Below are 20,005 nucleotides of genomic sequence, written 5' to 3'. Positions count from 1 at the left end.
TCCTTTTAGGGTTTCGTTTATGCAAAAAACCAAACACTATATTGGAGGGCAACTCTCTTTTATACTCTCAAGTCTCTCAAACTCTACGTTACCAAAATATTTAATTACAAGGCATTATGTAATCCTATAATTACAATTTCTATTGAGAATTAGAATAACTTATAAAAATTGGCAACTGATGCCATAATTTCAAATTTAAAATTTACTTTTTTTGGGTAAGCTCGATAAATTATGAGGCCGAGATTTTGCTTTCTGATCACTCTCTTTTAAGTCAATAAGAGAATTAAATTGCTTTTATGACCTTTATTTGTTTATTTATTTATTTTTTTATTTCTTAATTTGTCAATTTGTTTATCTGTTAAATTCTCTTCTGTGATTTTTTGAGTTTACACATAATGAAAATAATGAAGAGGAATTTACCTGTTGATATTTTGAGTGATACTTCTACAACACCTTATACAGATGAAGTTATGGCAGATCTTATGGTTAATAATTATGCTAGTGACCTGATTAAGGAGTATTGGAATAATCCAGATATTTATAGTGTGCTCGACCATAGTCTTTTAGGGTTAGCTGTGGCCTGGTTTTAAGCTTCTCTTTTCTTTAATGAATAGAATATTTTAGTTTATCTTAATTGCATGTAAACCATCTCATCATATGCTATACCCAAAAACATAAGGTATAAATCTATATAAAGCATGTATTAGCTTCTAGATCAAGCGCATAAAAAAAACATATGCCTACAGGCTATTATCCTGAATAAATTGTAATAATTCATATAAATTACTCACACCTAGTCCTCTCCCGCTGCTTGCAGGGCGCGCATCCAGCTCATGCAGGTAGCTATCGATGCTTCAAAAGGCCAATTGCAAGTCGTAATGACTTGCAATTGGCTGCTGCTATGGGGCGTCAGGTCGATCGGATTATCCTCAGCTTCGCGCGCGCCCATCATGCGCTCCTGCATCGATATTGCTCGATCTTCAGCGGTGTCTCCGGATCCAGTGCTCGCCTTCAGGCGCGTTTGCCGCGCCGACTTGGCGTGCAACATATCTCGGTCTGACTCTCGTCGCCTAGCTTTGTTGTCGGGCGCCAGAATCTCGTCCTCGTCCGTATCCAATGGTCGTTTGGTTCGGCGCGTCGGTTTCTACTGCCTACGCCTAGCTAATCGCAATGACCTGCGTTGACTGCTGCTATGGGACGTCAGGTCGATCGGATCATCCGCAACCTCGCGTGCACCCATCATGTGCTCCTGTATCGATATTGTTCGATCCTCAGCGTTGTCTCCGGATACAGTGCTCGCCTTCAGGCGCGTTCGACGCGCCGCCGGCTTGGCCTCCGACACATCTTTGTCTGACTCTCGTCGCCTAGCTTTGTCGACGGGCGCCAGAATCTCGTCCTCGTCCGTATTCCGTGGTCGCTTGGTCCCGAGGTCAGATTTTTTTTCTTCATTGAAATAATCGGTATAAGCGTCTGTTTTCCGCTTACTTTTTGGAGCGATGTTGTTTCTGACCGCCTGCACCGCTTTGTAAGGGTCATTGTAGTCAGGATGCAGATGCTCCTTTTGTTCATCTTCTAGCTCTGAGGATTCTGATAAAGAAGGAGTTTCCTGTATGATTTTTGAACCTTGTCGCGGCTTTTCATCAAAAAATCTAAGCCAGGCGTCAAAGAGCTTCCGTAAGGTATCGACTTCCTTGGTCTGAGGGATCAATGGGTTTATTTTTCTGAACATCTCTTTGGCCGTAGATCTCTTCTCTGCAATTTCTCGCAGACCGCCGCGTATCTGTTTTCCCGCATGGGTGCGTTGTTCTTCAGAGTACTTGGTTAGCGCATACAATATCGCCGCCGCGTTTTTCTCATCGTCAGACCAGTCTTTGGTGTTCAATGGAGATGGGTGCGATTTCAAATAAGCCGCCCGTTCTTTAGTGGTTGGATTCGGCAACTCACGAATGAGTTCGGTGAGCACGGCTTCGGCGACTCGATTCGAAATATGAGGGATCAGATCCACGTATTTGGGCTTATTGTTCTTATTGTTCTTATTGTTCATTATGATCAGTGACACTGGCCTGCCACTCACACTGATCTCTGGTTTAGGATACCGCACGCCGGACACCTCGAAGTTCACCTTGCCGAAGGGCGTCTCCTCTTCGTTGCTAGACGGAGGGCGCGGATCAATGCCGCGTGCCCTCTGACGAAGAAAGTGCCTCGAGAAACGGACGACATTGTCGTCGGGGTCAATCTTTGGCTTTGCTGGCGGTTTTAGCGGTTTTAACGGTTTTAACGGTTTTAGCGTTTTTGGCTTTTTTGGTTTTTTTAACCCTTTTGGCATGTTGCGGTGACCTATGCAACCGCCAACGCGCGCAGAACATAATTGCAAGGTGGCGCCGGATCGTCCGGGTCCGAATGCTTCGGTGGTGCTTCGGTAATCTTGATAGTGATTTGGTTGAGCCCAAGCCGTAGATAGTCGTGGTAGTCAATCGACGTGAAATCGGTCGAGCGTAGGACGATCTCTGTTACGTTGCTGCTTCCTCCTTCGCCCTCGCGATCATCAACCAGACGTGTCACGGTGATCAGTCCATTGATATCAATGGTCAGCAGGCATCCTGCTTCGTCAGCCTTCCAATGCTTGAAGATCAACGAGTACTCGTCCTCGATATCGGCCACCTTGAAGAACAGGTTCAACGTTGCGATACCACCCGCACACACATTCGCCTTCAGCGGAGTGTCCAGAGCGGGCAACAGGAACCCTGCGCCGCGAAGGGCTAGTGTGTTTGTCGGCGACACCATCTTAATTGCGCCATTCGGTGTAACGGGACGGCGAGCGATTACGTCGGGCGAAAAGCCCAGGGCGGCGCCATTATTGGTGCCAGGACCGCCGATGGCGTCAAGTGCGAGCAATTCTAGGTCTAACGGTGTGTCAAGCAACGCGCATGCCTTTTCCTCTAGCTCCTCTTGTGGTTCCACTTGAGACTGCGATGCGAGTGGCTTGATGCTATAAGGAAGTGTATTGAGCGATGCCTTGACGATTTTGGCTGGCGCCGCATCCTTCTGTTGCTGCGCCGCTGCCTCCGATTTCGGCGGCGGATCCCCGATCGAATGACTGCCCAGGCCGATGTGGCCATCAAGATCAAAGCTCAGAATGGGTGGATCAATTGAATTCTCTGGTGGAATGACCTGCCAAGTCGCATGCGCAATGAGGTCCTGGCCGAACATCGACAGTTGCGATGGCGGCGCCACCCACCCCGCATCTACATCACCGAGCCGATCGCTCAGGAACTTCGGCAGATGGACGCTGTTGTCCGCCTCAGTCGCACGGTACAGGAACAAGTCCCAAGGATACTCCTGCCCCCATATCCAGCGCAGCGATGGAGCTTTACTATCGGAAGGCTGAATGATTGTCGCGTAAGACGCCCAGTCCTTAATGGTCATGCTAGCGGCTCCAGTCAGTTGGACGCCGCGCGACACGGACGAGCCAAGCGTGTCTTCTACGCTGGTCCCGCGTGTGCTGGAGTGCTCGAAGTTGCCACCGAGCGTGCCCGAGCCGCTCGGTCCTTCCGGCGTTGCTCCTGCAGTTAGAGCGAGGTTGACACCAAAGCTGTTGGTGGTGGAAGTTGATGAACCCGATGTGTGCTGTCGCAGTATGTTGGACTCATTGCTGCCGGTTTCGCTGATATCGGTGGTAACCGCGGCGTTGAGCGTGCGTGGCCAGTAATCGAGTAGCCGGATCTCGGTGCCTTCCGGCACCAAGGGCCGCAGGTTCACCTCCATGATCGCTAAGTAATTATTATAGGCGGCCGGCGTCTTCCCGAAGTCGAACGATTCTTGCGGATACATGACGAAGCGTTGAAGGCACGTCACCAGGAACGAGGGCAGCGCATCGAGATTGCGTGTATCGACGTAGCGGGTGACACTATACTGCCCCACGACCCGACCCAGCATCGGTACCGTGCTAGGCGGAGCCTCAATTGCGGCAATGGCGTCCGTCGCGACAGCCGACTTCGGATTTTCCTTTTTCAGCTCACGCGTACAGGTAGCGCTATGCAGATCGCCGGCGTTAATCATGGTCTAGCCTCCTCCGAGTATTCGCTGTATTTGATGATGAACACGAGCGCGGTATTGCGAGGCCGCGTTTCTCCCTGCCCTTCGGGTTGCGTGGAAACTCCCTTGCGGGAGTTCCAGCCTCGGAACCCGTCTTCGTATGACCCAAAAACTAGCCCTTCCAAAGATTCCTCCCCTGGAAAAGAGGAAACCGAGTGCGAGTGGGCCGCCACGGCACCAGGTTGCACGGAACCCAATACCGGGCCGAGGGTGGCCTTGCCGTCGAGGTTGGTGCGCGCAGCGTTATCCGGGTCTCTATTTTGTCCGGAGTCGTCGATGCCACGAACGAATCTGCCTGTCAAATCAGGTAGGAAACACGGACCGCCGCTGGGGTCGTAGCGCGTCCTGGCCGGATTGAAGTTCGACTGAAGTATCGCCTGAAGATCCTTGTACATCGGATCCTCAAGCTTCATTCCGCTACACACTTCCCAACCAACCGGAACCCCCTTGTTTCCAGACCACATCACGATGGCTCCGATTGGCAGGCTGGATTTCGACGGGACGCCACGCGCGCACTTGATTATGTAGTGAAACGCGGCGTTAACTGGTCGGGTCTCGGTGGAACCGCCGGTTTTTCCGGTACGTCCACTAGCCTCATGGTAACAATCACCTCCAAGGTACTGCGCCATCGGCAATCCCGCGGTAAACGTCCCGGGGAACTGCGTATAGGTATGCTGATGTGCTTGGAACGCATCCGGCTGGGTCGAACCGACACTGCGGCCAGTCTGACCGGCGCCACGAATGAACTGCCCGCGTAAATCCGGAATCGTGATTTCCTCACCGAGATCATACGCATCGTATGAAGTCCCTTTGCAGAGCTGCCAACCTGGCGGCGGCTGGTTCGCGCCCCACAGCGCAATCAGTCCCAGCGGCGTGGGATCCGCCAAGGCTGGCGTCGGCAGCTTGCTGCCGACGCAGATGATGTAGCGCAGATACATATTGAGCGGACGAGTCTCCTTCGCGCCATCCTGAGCATCCGTAACTGAACTGGTAAATAGATATAGATATACAGGGAAGTCCCCACTATCGCTCGTCGAAAACTTGAACGTCGATATCACTTCCGCTGAGCAGGCCACAGGAGCTGTCTGGTACTCGTGGGTGTGGGACGCGAAGGTACTCAGCTGGACCGAATACGGTGCGTGGGGAGCCGGCAGGGTCGGATCGAACATGTCGACGCGCGATGCTGCGTCGGGATCCCCTTCTGTGGTGCCCGTCCGATCGTCCACCCCTCTGACGAACAGCCCCCGCATGTCGGGCACACGTACCATTCCGTTGGCATCGACGTGAAATGGCTTTGCACAGTCGCCGGTGATATGCGGGTAGTCCGCGGACAACAGCGTGCGACCGTCGCAGAAGACCCATCCGTCCGGAAGGCTGTCACTGCCCCACATAACAATCACGCCGATCAGGGGATCGGCGGAGGGATCTACCTCGTCTGGTGCTGCCATACAGCGAACCTCCTTGAGTGATCTATAGGAAAAATAAACTCTCTCTTTAACTAAGGTTTATTATATGCAAAACGGATATTTAGTCAAATATTCTGCTGAACGATTACAAAAGCATCTGGTTTTGCTTAAAAGCATAATAAAAATATGGTAATTAGATGTATAGCATAAGCAGATAATTATGTTTATATAGCCTACGTCACATAAAATGGTTCAATTTTGAAGAGACGCTCAACGGTTTGGTTTTGTTGTTTTCTGATTGCTTTGGCTTTTGCCCATTTGTGCTCAATGGGGTTAAGCTTTAGTGAACACACTAGCAGATAATGAAGATAAATAAGTCATTTATAGATCGAAATCAATTTATTTGAGCCTTGCTATATAGCGTCTACCCGAAAACCCTTTATTCCTATAATAAACAGTGGGTTGCATTTAATTTAAGAAACGAAGATTTCTAAAAGATTGAGGCAGAGTGAGGTTGATTAATTGAATTGCGCTGGTTTTACTCAAATTCCTAGTAATCTTCATTTTTGAAATCAGGCGCAACCTTTTGTTCTTTATTGGGTTTGGGAATTTTCGGCCAAGCACTATATATGGTTAAACAAATTCGGCGAAATCATCGAATACACGTCCTCAAGACAAAAGTATTACTATCTGAATCGGAAAACGAACGCGGGTTCGGTTCCCTATTCCACCACCAATACCGAAAACCAACCCTTTATCCGGTTGGTTTTTTTGTGCTTACTCTTGCGTGTTTGCGCGGGTTCGTGCGGATTCTTGTGGATTTCGAGATTGCATAAATCCCGACAAATCTGCTCACTTTTTCTCTCTTTGCCCCATTATTCTCTATACCCCTACCCGTCATTCAAGTGCGAAGTCCACAAGTGCATATTTTTTAAAGTATAAGAATCAATGAATTACGCGCGGACTAATCAAGCGGTTTATTTTCAGCATTGGTAGGCGAAGGAAACAACCCGATATATCACAAACGGCAGGATAGCAAAATCACCTTCTCCAATACCGGGCATACGCTTGAATATCAGCCGTCTTATTCCACAGACTTTAATGACACTGAGCCAAAATGGGCTCAGGCCAAAGCCATCAGAAAAAAGAAAGCTGTTCTACCGAGCAGCTCTTTACCACCTATGTAATTTTATCTTTTTATATGAGATTATCTATAATTTTGTTGAAAATTACTGGTTCATTTAAAGTTTATTCATCCTTATAGCTTTTATGACAGAAAGAATATAAGGGTTCTCCTTTACTTATTTGTACGTATTTAATTCTCTTCTATTTTTTTATCAAATATCACTCTAGTGTAGTGATGTGTCACTACGATCATCTTGTTAATTATTTGGAATTATTTTGCTTAAACGGAGGAGACAGCGTGAGACCAACTAATCCATTTAACCAGGATGTCAAGAAAAATAAAGCAATGATAGGCAGTAGCGTTAGAACCAAATATAGGTACGACGATTCTTTTTCCCGTTCTACTACTGGTCCGGCTTATCACAAAGCGCAAGTGAGCAAATTTCAACCGAAACATAAATTAAATGATCGGTATGCGGTAGAAGATGAAAATTAATAAGCATTAAGCAGCTTAAGCCGTATTTATTTACTATGACAATTGCCTACTTGAATTCTGGATTCGTCCTGGCATAACGAGAGGAGTAAGAAATGGATCCTTAGACTCTAGCCAAAAACAACCTTTTGATGGTTTATTGCTGAAATCATGGTATGCCTATTCGATAAGAACTCTACTCTGATAGAAAATGAATCTATTTTCACCGTAACTTGTAACATAAAAATTGATCGTTTTTTTCTGTATCACTATTGCGGCGCATGGCCAAGACTGAAAAAGAGAGCTTCATCCATGGCATAAGTAAGATGATTGGTTAACTTGCTGAAAAGGAAAAATAATAATGAAATTCAAGTTAGTATCAACGACATTTATCATATTCATGACCTGCTTTATCCTTGGATTTTCTTTATCTAGTTGGGCGGATAGAGAAAAAATAAATGTCTCTAACACTGCAGAACAAAGGCAGCGCGAAGGGCAAGCGATTTTCCGCTTTGATACCTTTGGCAGTGAGCAATTGTGGACCGACGTGTTACGGCTGCACGAGGTCATTGCGACAGTCGATGCTGCCACTGCGTTAGCGGTCGGTCTCAAGGTAGATGTCGATGCCTTACCGAAAGAGCTTGTCGCTGCGCTTCAGGCTGGTCAGGTTGATCTCAAAAAGCCAGAGGTAACGGTTGAGTTGTTACGTTTAAATGCGGTCGTTGGGGTGAAAGGCAGCGTGGATGAAGTAGGTCGTCTGGCTACCATTGGCGTAACCTGTGCACTGTGCCATTCGTCCGTCGACAATTCGCTCGCACCGGGCATTGGCAAGCGACTCGATGGGTGGGTCAACACTGACTTGAATGTCGGTGCGATCATGGCTCTGTCCCCGATATTGGATGATGCGACTAAAGCAGAGTTTAAGGCTTGGGGTCCGGGTAAATTCGATCCGCGCCGCCACTATTTTGACGGTATCAACATTATTCCGCTCAATAGCCCGTCGCTGCCGGTTGTCATCCCACCGGTTTATGGATTGAAGGGGGTTGGCTTTGAGACCTATACCGCAGATGGGCCTATCTCCTATTGGAACAGCTATGTAGGCATAGGGCAAATGGGGGGTAAAGGGACTTTCATCGATCCACGCATCGGCATCACTATTGTGCAGACCCCGGATCTGGTTGCATCAAAGCTGCCCGCCTTGCTTGACTATCAATTGAGCCTGAAGACGCCAAAACCTGAAACAGGAAGCTTTGATCGAGTAGCCGCTCAGCGAGGCAAGCATTTGTTCAGTAACAAGGCCAACTGCGCCACTTGCCATCAGCCCCCGCATTTTACTGACGTGCTAAGTGGTCCAAATCAGCAAGAACCATTCGTGCATGATCCAGCCGAAGTGGGTGCGGACCCGGCGTATGCTAATAGATCGGCCACGAAGAAATACCGAACAACGCCATTACGAGGACTTCAGCAGCATCCACCCTATTTTCGTGATGGGAGTGCAGCCGACCTCCTTGCGGTGGTCAATCACTACGACAAACATTTCAGCCTGAATTTGACAAAGGAAGAAAAGGCAGATCTGGTTGAATACCTTAAGTCGATTTGATAGTGTAACAGGTTAGTGTAGTGGTTCTCGAACACTATATCTTATCCCATATAAATTGATTTCCATAAACTTGGTACAAACCACCGCCTTTTTAGACAGGGACTTTGGTTTTAAATGTGTTGACTTATGCACGTGTAGCTTGGTGGGGGCAGACGACTTTAGTCGTCTGCCCCCAATATGCGCTAACCCACTAATTTCAGTAGGTGGTAGTTTAGTGCCTTGGGGTCAACCAGCCTAACGGTTGGCTGGCGGCAAGGTCACTCTACACTGAAGCTACCCGAACACACAAATGCTTAGGATGGGCCCGTTGGGTACGTAGCCATCCACTAAACGGTGAGCTGGTGACTTTTACCGGCCCGCTAAAGGTCGTAAACAGCTGACCGCCCAGTATCATTCAAGCAAATCCAGTGCCGGTCGTAAACATGCGGAACGCGAAAAAGAGCCTTGGCTTCTGGTAGTATCGCCCTCGCTAAAAGTGCTTTCTGCAGTGCAGATCGTGGATTATTAGCTAAGCCGAATGCAAATTGAGGAAGGCTTGCGAGATACCAAAAGTACACATTATGGTAGTGGGCAATTGCATCTGACGTTTGGGAGCTCCTTCAAGACTAGTCACTTCATCGTGGATGGCTTGGAGGGCTGGTTGCAGGCCATCCCCAAGGAAAAGCAGGTCGTGATGACACACATTCAACTCAAAGTGGACAATGGTCAGGAAAGCAGCGGGGTGCGTAAGTGGTGTGGTGCGTTAAGCTCAATGCTTATGCATGAACTTATAATGTTGTCTATACCTCTAAAAAATGTAGATGAGCATGTGTAAACCGACTCTTTTAATCTAAAAATATCAATAGATGTGTTTTAGTTCCATCAATCATTTAGGAGGGCTTTACCATGAAACAACAAAATAACCGTTTTTTTAATTTCTTTTTAATTGTTCTAATGTTTTTTTTCTTGGGTGGCACATCAATGTCAATGGCAGAGACAGTTGGACAACATGTTGATGATTCAGTTATTACTGCAAAGGTCAAAAAGGATATATACGATGAGCTTACCCTGAAATCTTCTGAAATTAAAGTAGAAACTTCAAAAGGTGTCGGTCAACTGAGCGGCTTCGTCAGTTCCCGGGCCGACATTGATAGAGCGGGCGAAGTTGCGCGTTTGGTTAAGGGCGTAAAGTCTGTCAAAAATGACTTACAGGTCAAGTGACAGTAGATTAGAGCATTCTTACATTAATGTGGGTTGGAATTACATCATCAAGATGAATGAAGGTATCAAGATTTTTCCACATTTCCCGGGGATAATGCTGTGGATAACATCCCTATCTTGAGTATAGGTAAAGCTTGTTTCGAGTGCTACAAAAATAGGCTAAAGCTTTTCCTGCCTACCCGATAAAGGGTTTGTATCAAGGTAATTCAAATTTTCGCTGTATTGATACTTATCAGAATCCTTTGCAACCCGGTGGGTTGTCCTCTCTACTCACCGGGCGCTTCTCAGTTCATTTATCATTCCTAAGCTTTGAAAGTTTGGACTAACAATAATTAAACCAGGAGACATCCACATAAATGTATTTTTAGAGTTTTTCTCGGTATGTGTAACTCATAAAATCAATAACTAAAAATAATAAATTATCCAAAAAGCCAGGTATGCAAAGGTCGCTTATTTACTCTGACTGAGGAGCAGTTACCGTTTTTTCGTCTGAAATCAAGAATAGTATTGGCGCCTGGCGGTTTATCAAATAAATCTCAACTGACGAAAAAAGGTTAATGCTTTAAATATTCTATTATGTTTAATTTGGTGAGTAGCAAGTTTGGGTTAAGTTAAGTTAACTTACCACATCTTATAACTTCCTTCAGGATGCACCCCCTCCTGGGGCATGGTCTAAGCGATCGCTTATTTAATAGACCGATACAGCAGTCGGGGTGCAACAATTTAAACGGTCTAAAAACTCCATAACTTTAATATGACATTTGAGAAAGATAAGGGATGGGATAAATCGAGGAACAACTTCCGACCGGTACTCACAATCCCTACACAACCTGCAAGCGAGCGCCCTGTGAGATGCTCTACTAATCATTATTTGGGTAGAATCTAGCTCCGTTTTATTTTGGAAATATTTTCCTCTTCTACCGCATACCGATTATTTAATTTATGTTTCGGTTGAAATTTGCTCACTTGCGCTTTGTGATAAGCCGGACCAGTAGTAGAACGGGAAAAAGAATCGTCGTACCTATATTTGGTTCTAACGCTACTGCCTATCATTGCTTGTACGTCGTCAAAGCAATGTGGCCTAATGGGTGGTTGAATTAAGGGATGCTTTAGCTCATTGATAGTGGGTTGATAGATTTGTTAGCATAAAACAAGTGGCGTCGCAAAGCTAAGGTACGGTGTTTTATTTTTTCACGTTCATTCAAAATAGAGTGACCCCGGCCATAAAAAACATCAGCCGGTGTTAGATTATTGAGTGACTCGTGATAGCGCTCATGGTTGTAGTAATCGATAAACTGTCGGATGCGATCTTCCAGTTCACCTGGGAAATAATAGTTTTCCAGTAGAATCTGATTTTTCAATGAACGATGCCAGCGTTCGATTTTGCCTTGAGTTTGCGGATGAAATGGTTTGCCACGTGTGTGACTCATATTCTGATTTTCAAGATAATGCGCCAACTCACTTGATATATAACTGGCGCCATTGTCACTCAATAACCGCGGCTTATGTTTAACCTTGATCCGGTCGAGTCCTGTAAAGCGTAGTGCATCATCTAACGTGTCTGATACATCACGAGCATTCATAGTGGCACAAAGCCGCCAGGCAATGATAAATCGCGAGCCATCATCCAGCACAGTCGATAAGTAATACCATCCCCAACCGGTTATTTTGAAATAGGTGAAATCAGTCTGCCACATTTCATTGACTCGTGTTGTTGGATGCTGAAACTTGTCTTTTGCCTGTATGAGAATGTAGGTTGGACTTGTGATCAGATCATGGGCTTTCAGCAGCCGATAGACTGTCGATTCCGATACAAAGCTGGATTGTTCATCAATATACGTTACGGCTAATTCTCGCGGTGATAGCTCAGGTTTATCTAAAGCAAGTCTAATCATTGCTGCTTTCTGATCTTCCGGCAATTTATTCCATACCAATCTGGGTCTGGGTTTTTGATCTTCTAATCCATCTATGCCCTCTGATTGATAGCGCTTCAGCCAATGGTAGAAAGTGGATTTGCGCATACCCAGCTGCAGCAATGTTTGACGTACTGATAAATTGGATTGTTCAACCAGACTAATGATCTCGAATTTTTCGGAAGCAGAATATTTCATATACCGTCCTCCCCATCCCTGGTCATACTTTTTTTAAGCAGGCGGTTTTCCATTAACAGTTCCGCCACGGTTTCTTTAAGTAACCGGGTTTCGGTACGCAGGTTCCTAACTTCATCGGACGTCGCTGCGCGGGCAATATCTCCAGCTAATCGCTTCTTCCCCGCTTCCAAAAATTCCTTTGACCAGCGGTAATAGATATTGGTATTGATGCCTTCCCGACGACATAGCTCTGCAATACTGTCTTCGCCTCGTAGACCTTCCAGCACGATCCGGATCTTTTCTTCTGCTGAATAATTACGGCGGGTAGCACGGCGTATATCGCGTACGGTTTTCTCAACACTGCGGTTTTGATTGGTCTCCTCTGTCATCATCGTTTCCTTTTAAGTTACGATGAACCAAAACTATCTCTTACGCAATCACGCTATTTTGTCCAACTTGTGCTGACGAGATACACGGCTGTATTTACTGCTGTATTTACTGCTGTATTTACTGAAATCTTCTTACTACTTCAGTCTCGCTTTAGTGCTTTAGGTGTCGTATTAGCCTTAACTTTACAATATTTGTATATTTTTATATTTAATTTTTTTTAAATAGATATAAAAATCGCTTCTTCTCAATGCATTATATTCTCCATAAACTCATAACATGAATATTCCATTGTAATTATGACATAGGACTATTCATGGAAAAATTAAACTTTATTTTTTTGCTGATTATACCGACAAACTTATTTGCACAAACAATTAATCCTTTTCCGACTCCATCTAAACCTTGGCAATACCAGCTGCAGGATACTGTTAATCCATCTTACGAGGCGGCGGTATATGACAGCGATTTGTTTGATTCTCCACAAAGTCTAATTGACGATTTGCATGCAAAAGCACAGAGTCTGCATGCAAAAGCACAGAGTCTAATTGGAGATATGCATGCAAAAGTACAGAGTCTAATTGACGATTTGCATCCAAAAGGTATATTTCCAGGAATAATTAATCCATTTTCGACTCCATCTAAGTCTTGGCAATACCAGCTTCAGGGTACGAATAACCCATCTTACGAGGCGGCGGTATATGACATTGATTTGTTTGATTCCCCACAGAGTCTGATTGACGATCTGCATGCAAAAGGTATCGCAGTGGTCTGTTATTTCAGCGCTGGCAGTTGGGAGAACTGGCGAGAAGATGCGGATCAATTTCCGGAAAATGTTCTGGGTAGAAAGAATGGATGGGCCGGTGAGCGGTGGCTGGATATACGCAGCAATGAGGTGAGGAGCATTATGGCGATTAGAATAGGCCTGGCTAGAAGTAAAGGGTGTGATGCCGTAGAACCAGATAATGTGGATGGCTATAGCAACAGAACTGGTTTTCCACTGACATATCAAGATCAAATCGATTACAATCGATTTTTAGCCATGACAGCCCACTTGGTAGGACTCAAGGTGGGATTGAAGAATGATTTGGAACAGATCAATGATTTAATAGGCGACTTTGATTTTGCAATTAATGAAGAATGTCATCGGTATAGTGAATGTGATGCACTAACACCTTTTATTGATCAAGGCAAAGCAGTGTTTAATGTCGAATATCGGGCAACCAAGCAGGATAAAGTGTGTGCTCAATCCAGGGCGCTTGGTTTGAGCACTATATACCTTCCCTTGGAGCTGGACGATTCATTTCGCTTTAGCTGCCCACCGCTTGAGTAAATTGTAATAATCATCTCTGAGACCTCTGCATAACTGTGTTTTTAGAGTTGCTCTCTGTATATAATTTATTATTTAAAAGTCAGTTATGCAGAGGTTACTTATTTACGGTAACTGAGGAGCAGTTACCGTTTTTAGTTTGAAACCAAGAATGGCATTGGCCCCCAGCTATTAATTAATAAAATCTCAACTGAGGATGAGGTATGCTGAGTTTTGTGGAGTCTGTATGACATTGAAGCTGAAGGCAAACATCTGTCGATCGAAGATTGCCAATAAATACGGCAGAAAAAAGCTTGCCCGCCCTCGATATACTGCATGAGTGGTGGCTATCAACCCGCACCCAAGCTCCCTATGGCGGTGACTGCGCCAAAGCATTAGTCTATTTGATTAAGCAAGAAGAAATGACTACCGGCTAAGAACGCGCCAGCCAACGCGCTGCCGCCATCCAAACTATGTTCGGTACCGCTCCTCAACTCAATGAACTGGACCCATCTGCATAGCTTAAAGATACGCTCATCAAACTTCCCGCCTGGCCCAATAATCGTATCGATGAACTGTTGCCGTTAACACCAGAATTCATTAATTTACTAAGCTAGAGAGAATGACAGGTGGTGTCACTCAGCGCTTATATCGTTTCTAGTTTATGGAAGAAAATGAACTCCGAAACTTTAGAAGCTGTCTGGCAAAACACTAGACGCATTTTGCAAGTGTTATTTTCATCATGGCGATACGCATCATATTTACAGCAGTCCCAGTCAAGATTTCGAAATCCTTGGATAAACGTCGGAAGTTACCTAGCCAGGAAAACGTACGTTCGGCTACCCACCGCTTTGGCAAAACAGCCCATTTACCTTCGATTTTTTCTGAAATGTGTAAACTCAGACCTAGTCTACTAGCTGCGAAATCAACTGCTGTACCTCGGTAGCCGGCATCCCCTGAGAATGCTTTGAGTGAAGGGCATTTATCGATAACGCTTTCCAACACTATACAAGCGCTTTTGGTATCGCTCATATTGGCAGCATGAACTTTGACATGGAGTAAATTGCCAAGAATGTCTACTACGACATGCCGTTTGTGACCTTTAATTTTTTTGCCACCATCAATGCCTCGTTCTTCGCTGGCATACTGGGTTTTCACACTTTGGGCATCAATGATGCCATAACTGGGAACAGCACAGCGTCCAGCTTTTTGGCGACAAAAGATCGTCAACCGATCCAGGCATTTCTCCCAGACACCACGCTTGTTCCAACGACTAAAATGATCGTAAACAGTCTGCCAGGGAGGAAAATCATCGGCATCAGCCGCCACTGAATACCGCCTTTGACAACATACAGGATGGCATTCACAATGGTTCTTTTGCTATGTTTATGGCTATTGCCGCGTTTACTGATAGGATCAAACTCTTTTTTATCAAATTCCATTCCTCATCATTTATACCCGTTTTGTATGACATTTCTTAACTTGTTATAAAAAATTATTGATTTTAATTGAAATTATTTTTCCAGACAGCTTCTTAGTTTTTTTAAGTGCCCTTCAAGGGAATTCAAATTCTTTTTATAACTTTTTTATATTGAGTATATAAGAATTAGGTAATTTAGCTATCTCATTATTATGAATTGACTCATAAGCCTTAGGCCAGAGTAACCTTATATTCACTTTACTACGACAAGATTCTCAACATTAAAAAGAGGGAGAAAGACTCCCCCTTTTTAATACGCTTTTAAACTTCTGCAGCAATAACGTTATCCCAGGTGGGCGGTTGACCTACCAGCGTAATCGATACATTATCGCCAAAGTTGACGATGAAGGTATTAGCCTCAATGGTGACATTCGTAACATAACTAGCGATCTCTTCACGAGTTAAACCATACTCAGTGAAATCGAGCATATCGCCTTCCTGCCCATTATAGTTGTCAATATTCCAGTGCCCCTTATCATGAAAGACAAAATTTTCGGCACCGTCTTCACCACGGCAAGCGTCGCCTGGACGTGCATCGACATGTTTATATTTATGGCCATGGTCTTTATCACCATGATCTTTATCGCCTTGGTTATTACTGTTTTGGCTATTATCGTTTTGGCCTTTATCACCATAGTCTTTACCACTTTGGTCTTTATCGCCATGATCGTTATCACCATGGCCATGGCTATCTTGGTCTTTTCCGCCATGGTCTTTATCGCCATGCTCTTTTCCACCATGGTCTTTACTGCTATGCTCTTTACCGCCAGACCCACCATCTTTATGACTATCATTTCCCTGGCGATCATTTCCTTGACAATCTTTTCCTTGCCGATCATATCCTTCTCGATCGTATCCTTTTCGGTCATATCCCTCGCGATCATATCCTTCTCTATCATACCCTGGACGATCATATCCTGGACGATCATATCCTTCTCTATCATATCCAGGTCGATCATACCCTGGACGATCATATCCTTTTTCATCATACCCTGGACGATCATATCCTTTTTCATCATATCCTGGACGATCATATCCTTTTTGATCATATCCTTGTGCATCATATTCTTTTTGCTGTTCGTTACTAGCACTCATGATTGTCTCCTTTTAATGAGTGGAATTCATAAGATCAAAGAATTCTTAAAAAGAAAAATTACATCCTGTTTCTCAACAATGTCTATCCAGTAAAACAGTGTTTTAACAACCCAACTAAGTTATAGTGAAGCCTTAGAAATAGTGGCAACTCTAATAAATAGTTGGCCTCTTTAAACCTTGCTTGCCGAATAGATCAATTAAAATAAAGCGGATTGAAATTTGCCTTAAAAGAAAGGTATACACCGATCTAATTAATTAATAATCCAGCTTTATTTATGATTATGCTATGAGAATTAAAATGCCAAATCAATACTGCAAACGCATACATTTATGGCATGCAAATCATGAGCTTATGGTTATATCTTTCACGCCAGCTGAGGCAGCTAACCTGATTGACTGAAAGATAGAAGATAGTTTTGTTTCATCGTTAACCATAATGAAAAAACGATGATGATTTAGAAGACTGAGAGGGATAATCAAAGGTCTCGATTTTTAAGGGAATTATTTAGTTTAAGTCAGGCAGCATTAGCTAATTTCTTCAATTGGTATTAATATGCCATCTCAAATTCAGCTGGTGGAATATTTCCAATCGGCTCCAATAACGGGCGATTATTGAATCAGACAACCCATTCCAAATCGGTAAATTTCACTTCATTAATATTACTTAAAGTGACATCTTATTCTAATTCTCATTAGAAAGAGCAATTATAGTGTTACGTAATATCTTGTAAATAAATATATTTATACAATAAATTATTGACCCTTTTATTTGGGATTGGAATTACTTAATCGCTTCTAACTTATTGCATAAACATCTGGGATAAAAGCTACCTAAACAAATCCTGATCACGCTGCCAGAAAAAATGATATTCGATATATTTCCAGCTGTTTAGAGCGCTTCCCTACAAATTGCTGGCTTACCTTGTTTGTTGGACGATCAGCCAAGACATCTGCCCTTGTCGCCCAGTATTTTTTGCCGCGCCTGGTACCTTGTATTCCAAGCTTCTTCATCAGTCGCTCGACAGTACAGCGGGCAACCTGAATACCTTCACGTATCAGTTGCCGCCATACTTTGTTAACACCATAGACTTTGGTGTTGTTTTCCCATACCCGCTTTATATCGTGTTCAAGCGCTCTATCCCGTTTGGTACGATCGGGTAGACGGTCAGGGTCGCGTTCTCGTGCCTTGTGCTCATAGTAACTCGACGGAACGATCTGAATTTTACTACAGATTGGCTCGACCCCGTACTGCTCCCTGTGTTGATCGACAAGCGCCACTGCTATTTCGGCCGACGGTCGAGCTCCGCCTGGGCAAATTAAGCGGATGCCTTCCTCAGTATTTCGTTAGCGTGAGTTAGTTCCCGATTCTCATGCTCCAATTCCTTGAGTCGCTCACGATCCGAAGTTGATAAACCGCCTTGAATACCCTGATCTGTTTTTGGCTGGCGTACCCATTTACGCAGCGTCTCAGTACTATAACTTATCATCGATGCTATCAATTACAGTGCCGCCCATTGTGATTCATATTCCCCTTGGTGCTCATGCACCAGCCGGACAGCCCATTTACGAATCTCCGGTGAATATCTCATTTGTTTTTTTCATCAATCTAACCTCTCAAGAAACAGAGTCTCTTGTAAACTTGGGGCGACTCACATGGCCACCTTCACAGTCCATTTGACTTTTTTTTTATCTGTTAGCTGATTTGTTGGCTTATGCATTCCGTAAGAAGAAACCCTCGCATAATACTTACTCAAGCTCTTCCAGTTGTAAGAGTGTGACCCTTATGTTGATCTCGCGTTAAATATCTCCTCCCCCGTAAAAATGACTTATCATATTTCGATAATTATTTCCTATATTATTTGCCTCAATAACCGGCAAAGAGATGAAGCCATTGAAGAATTGAAGTAGTACTCATGTAAGATCTTGTCTACTGGAAATTATAGTGAATTTAAGACATAGACCTAAATTGACACCCAATCTCACAGCTTAAGGCACAAATTGCTTTTTGCAATATCTATACACCTTCAGCAGCTCTAATCCGATAGCGCCGCTGTATCCCGGCTAAGGCAGCACTGATTATCTATTTTCAAAACAGCTAAATCGCCGACTATCATCTAAATCTTTTGACAAAATCAAGGTACTGAACTGAGCCCCCTTAGAAGTATCGCAAAGCGCCTGGCGTGCAGCTGAATTGTCTATATAACTCTGCTGATATTCTGCATTTAACACAGGCTTGCCGTTTATAATAAAGCTGGTCAGCATGTCACACTCATTAAACTCATGGCATTGCTCATTAATACTAAAGTCAAAATAATCGATTAATTCAGGAATTTGTTTCATATTATTTTTAAGCGCAACTGATAATCCTCTTTTATGAGCTTCATTGGCAATAAATTTATTAAATGCCAACTGATCCTTGGCGCTTAAATCAAAGCCAGAATTATTGTCATAGGCATCCACATTATCGGGTTCCACGCCATCACAGCCTTTTAGCAGAGCCAAATTAAGCCGTGAAATCATGATCTCTGCTACATTCTGTGAACGAATATCTAGCCATCGCTCATCTGGCCAATCGAGTAAAGGGTTCCCCAATTCCTCAGGCTTGAATTTATCTTTATCTTCTCTAAAATCCTCATAAGTGCCTGCTGAGAAATAACAGATGACCTTCTTGCCAGAAGCTTTGAGCCTGTTAATCAAGGAAGGGGGAGAATCAAATAGATCAATATCATAAAGTTGAACGGGATGATTTATATCGATTTCACTGATCTCATTGGTTGTATCTTTCAATGCATCTTTTAAGGTACCTTTCAGCAGCTGCCATTGCCAAGTGATTGCTACAGGAGGTTTATACCAATTACCCGTAATCGGTAATGCATCAGGATCAAGTAAAGGTGCTCTTGAAAGTATAAATAGTTCAATATTAGAATAATCGCTAGTACCTGCATCATTATGTGCTTTTACCGCAACGATGAAGGCAGCAGCATCCCATAACTCAATTGAGCCAGAGGTGGCGCTACCCATATCAACATTTTTAATACTTTCTAGTCCGGTAAAAGGAAAAGGCGCATAAAATAACTGATAACCATGGGCATTTGCAACTGGAGACCAAGCAATGGATATCTTGGTGCGATCTTGCGTTAATATGATAAGAGGTGGCTTTGGCGGATCTGCAAAAGCAAAACTATGAGTCAATAGAAGAAAAAGTATCAGTATGAGTAATATGACATTATTATTTATGCTCATAATTTAGGCTGGATATAGGAATTAATAAACAATAAAGTAATTGGATCGGAATCCATTCTCTTGGGTACTTCTTAATTAAGAAATATCAAAATAACAGATCAGATCAGCCAAGCTCTATGACATGAGCAATATTAAGGGATGAAGAATTAAGCGGCAATAACACGGTTGCATACATTTGATATCTATCCATCATTAATATGCATACCGCCAACAACAGCTTATGTAAGTTGGTTGCCGCGTTATGGAGTTAACAAGGAGCATATTTTCTTTTTATTTTTTATTGAAATATTATTAACTTTATCTTCTGTCGAGAATCAGGAGGTTAAATTATCTGACAGGGTATCACTTAATCCTTCAAGTGGATGAGAGGGAGATTGTTTTTGTAGTTACGCTTACAAAAGATATGTTTGATATGGTCTAATAGACCCGGACACTCCAGTTAAGAGAAAATAGTCTTAATTGGAGGATGAAATGGAACCTAGGAAACACTATACAAAGGAATT

At 43.9% G+C, this 20,005-nt stretch carries 18 protein-coding genes, 1 pseudogene and 1 other annotated feature; of the genes and pseudogenes, 8 read left to right on the top strand and 11 right to left on the bottom strand.

Going from position 1 to position 20,005, the window contains the following annotated elements:
• The first annotated feature begins 395 nt into the window (after positions 1-395).
• A complete protein-coding gene (locus BM122_RS16360) occupies positions 396-590 on the top strand; it encodes a hypothetical protein (protein WP_074906674.1) in 195 nt (64 codons plus the stop codon).
• Positions 591-793: 203 nt separating this feature from the next.
• Here BM122_RS16360 and BM122_RS23495 read toward each other — a convergent pair whose 3' ends face one another.
• From BM122_RS23495 to BM122_RS16340, 4 genes are all read right to left on the bottom strand, one after another.
• The gene (locus BM122_RS23495; protein WP_177198176.1) at positions 794-964 is read right to left on the bottom strand and encodes a hypothetical protein; all 171 of its coding nucleotides are present in this window, start codon (positions 962-964) and stop codon (positions 794-796) included.
• Positions 965-1,144: 180 nt separating this feature from the next.
• Positions 1,145-2,101: a hypothetical protein gene (locus BM122_RS16350; protein WP_143083487.1), complete on the bottom strand. Its 957-nt coding sequence runs from the start codon at positions 2,099-2,101 to the stop codon at positions 1,145-1,147.
• Positions 2,102-2,337: 236 nt separating this feature from the next.
• Positions 2,338-4,059 carry a hypothetical protein gene (locus BM122_RS16345; protein WP_074906671.1) on the bottom strand — a complete coding sequence of 574 codons (1,722 nt, stop codon included), beginning with the start codon at positions 4,057-4,059 and terminating at the stop codon, positions 2,338-2,340.
• Positions 4,056-5,543, bottom strand: a complete 1,488-nt coding sequence (locus BM122_RS16340) for a tail fiber protein (RefSeq protein ID WP_074906670.1) — start codon at positions 5,541-5,543, stop codon at positions 4,056-4,058. The genes BM122_RS16345 and BM122_RS16340 overlap by 4 nt, the downstream gene beginning before the upstream one ends.
• 1,381 nt (positions 5,544-6,924) lie before the next feature.
• Between BM122_RS16340 and BM122_RS16330 the strand changes: the two genes are divergently transcribed.
• From BM122_RS16330 to BM122_RS16315, 4 genes are all read left to right on the top strand, one after another.
• The gene (locus BM122_RS16330) at positions 6,925-7,122 is read left to right on the top strand and encodes a hypothetical protein (protein WP_074906669.1); all 198 of its coding nucleotides are present in this window, start codon (positions 6,925-6,927) and stop codon (positions 7,120-7,122) included.
• Positions 7,123-7,459: 337 nt separating this feature from the next.
• A complete protein-coding gene (locus BM122_RS16325) occupies positions 7,460-8,698 on the top strand; it encodes a c-type cytochrome (RefSeq protein WP_074906668.1) in 1,239 nt (412 codons plus the stop codon).
• A gap of 535 nt (positions 8,699-9,233) precedes the next feature.
• The gene (locus BM122_RS16320) at positions 9,234-9,512 is read left to right on the top strand and encodes an ISAzo13-like element transposase-related protein (RefSeq protein ID WP_177198175.1); all 279 of its coding nucleotides are present in this window, start codon (positions 9,234-9,236) and stop codon (positions 9,510-9,512) included.
• 71 nt (positions 9,513-9,583) lie between these two features.
• Positions 9,584-9,898: a BON domain-containing protein gene (locus BM122_RS16315; protein ID WP_074906666.1), complete on the top strand. Its 315-nt coding sequence runs from the start codon at positions 9,584-9,586 to the stop codon at positions 9,896-9,898.
• A 1,109-nt stretch (positions 9,899-11,007) separates the two neighbouring features.
• Here BM122_RS16315 and BM122_RS16310 read toward each other — a convergent pair.
• Positions 11,008-12,380, bottom strand: a protein-coding gene (locus tag BM122_RS16310; protein ID WP_143083486.1) for an IS3 family transposase whose coding sequence is annotated in 2 segments (ribosomal slippage) — positions 11,008-12,044 and positions 12,044-12,380 — 1,374 coding nt in all. Because the reading frame shifts where the segments join, the coding sequence is not laid out codon by codon here.
• 311 nt (positions 12,381-12,691) lie between these two features.
• Between BM122_RS16310 and BM122_RS16300 the strand changes: the two genes are divergently transcribed.
• The 3 genes and pseudogenes from BM122_RS16300 to BM122_RS26225 form a co-directional block, all read left to right on the top strand.
• Positions 12,692-13,708 (top strand): endo alpha-1,4 polygalactosaminidase, encoded by a 1,017-nt coding sequence (locus BM122_RS16300; protein WP_074906663.1) that lies wholly within the window; start codon positions 12,692-12,694, stop codon positions 13,706-13,708.
• Between the two features lie 290 nt (positions 13,709-13,998).
• Positions 13,999-14,121: a hypothetical protein gene (locus BM122_RS25345; protein WP_256212140.1), complete on the top strand. Its 123-nt coding sequence runs from the start codon at positions 13,999-14,001 to the stop codon at positions 14,119-14,121.
• A pseudogene (locus BM122_RS26225) lies at positions 14,122-14,301 on the top strand (transposase domain-containing protein); the annotation flags it as partial.
• Between the two features lie 94 nt (positions 14,302-14,395).
• Here BM122_RS26225 and BM122_RS16295 read toward each other — a convergent pair.
• The 6 genes from BM122_RS16295 to BM122_RS16270 form a co-directional block, all read right to left on the bottom strand.
• On the bottom strand, positions 14,396-15,013 hold the full coding sequence (locus tag BM122_RS16295; RefSeq protein WP_074906662.1) for an IS5 family transposase: 618 nt from the start codon (positions 15,011-15,013) through the stop codon (positions 14,396-14,398).
• Positions 14,911-15,126 (bottom strand): transposase, encoded by a 216-nt coding sequence (locus BM122_RS26220; RefSeq protein WP_074906661.1) that lies wholly within the window; start codon positions 15,124-15,126, stop codon positions 14,911-14,913. The genes BM122_RS16295 and BM122_RS26220 overlap by 103 nt, the downstream gene beginning before the upstream one ends.
• Before the next feature lie 299 nt (positions 15,127-15,425).
• Positions 15,426-16,259 (bottom strand): hypothetical protein, encoded by an 834-nt coding sequence (locus tag BM122_RS16285; protein ID WP_143083485.1) that lies wholly within the window; start codon positions 16,257-16,259, stop codon positions 15,426-15,428.
• 846 nt (positions 16,260-17,105) lie between these two features.
• Positions 17,106-17,537 (bottom strand): IS3 family transposase, encoded by a 432-nt coding sequence (locus BM122_RS16280; RefSeq protein WP_074906659.1) that lies wholly within the window; start codon positions 17,535-17,537, stop codon positions 17,106-17,108.
• Positions 17,466-17,582, bottom strand: a sequence feature (AL1L pseudoknot). Its footprint overlaps the gene before it by 72 nt.
• A complete protein-coding gene (locus tag BM122_RS16275) occupies positions 17,576-17,746 on the bottom strand; it encodes a transposase (RefSeq protein WP_083398545.1) in 171 nt (56 codons plus the stop codon). It overlaps the preceding feature by 7 nt.
• Positions 17,747-18,335: 589 nt before the next feature.
• Positions 18,336-19,502: an endo alpha-1,4 polygalactosaminidase gene (locus BM122_RS16270; RefSeq protein WP_074906658.1), complete on the bottom strand. Its 1,167-nt coding sequence runs from the start codon at positions 19,500-19,502 to the stop codon at positions 18,336-18,338.
• Positions 19,503-20,005 lie beyond the last annotated feature (503 nt).

The sequence above is a fragment of the Nitrosomonas communis genome (genome assembly GCF_900114745.1).
Lineage (GTDB): Bacteria > Pseudomonadota > Gammaproteobacteria > Burkholderiales > Nitrosomonadaceae > Nitrosomonas > Nitrosomonas communis_A.
Note: the sequence above shows the minus strand (reverse complement) of the source record. Positions and strands in the feature narration are given on the sequence as shown.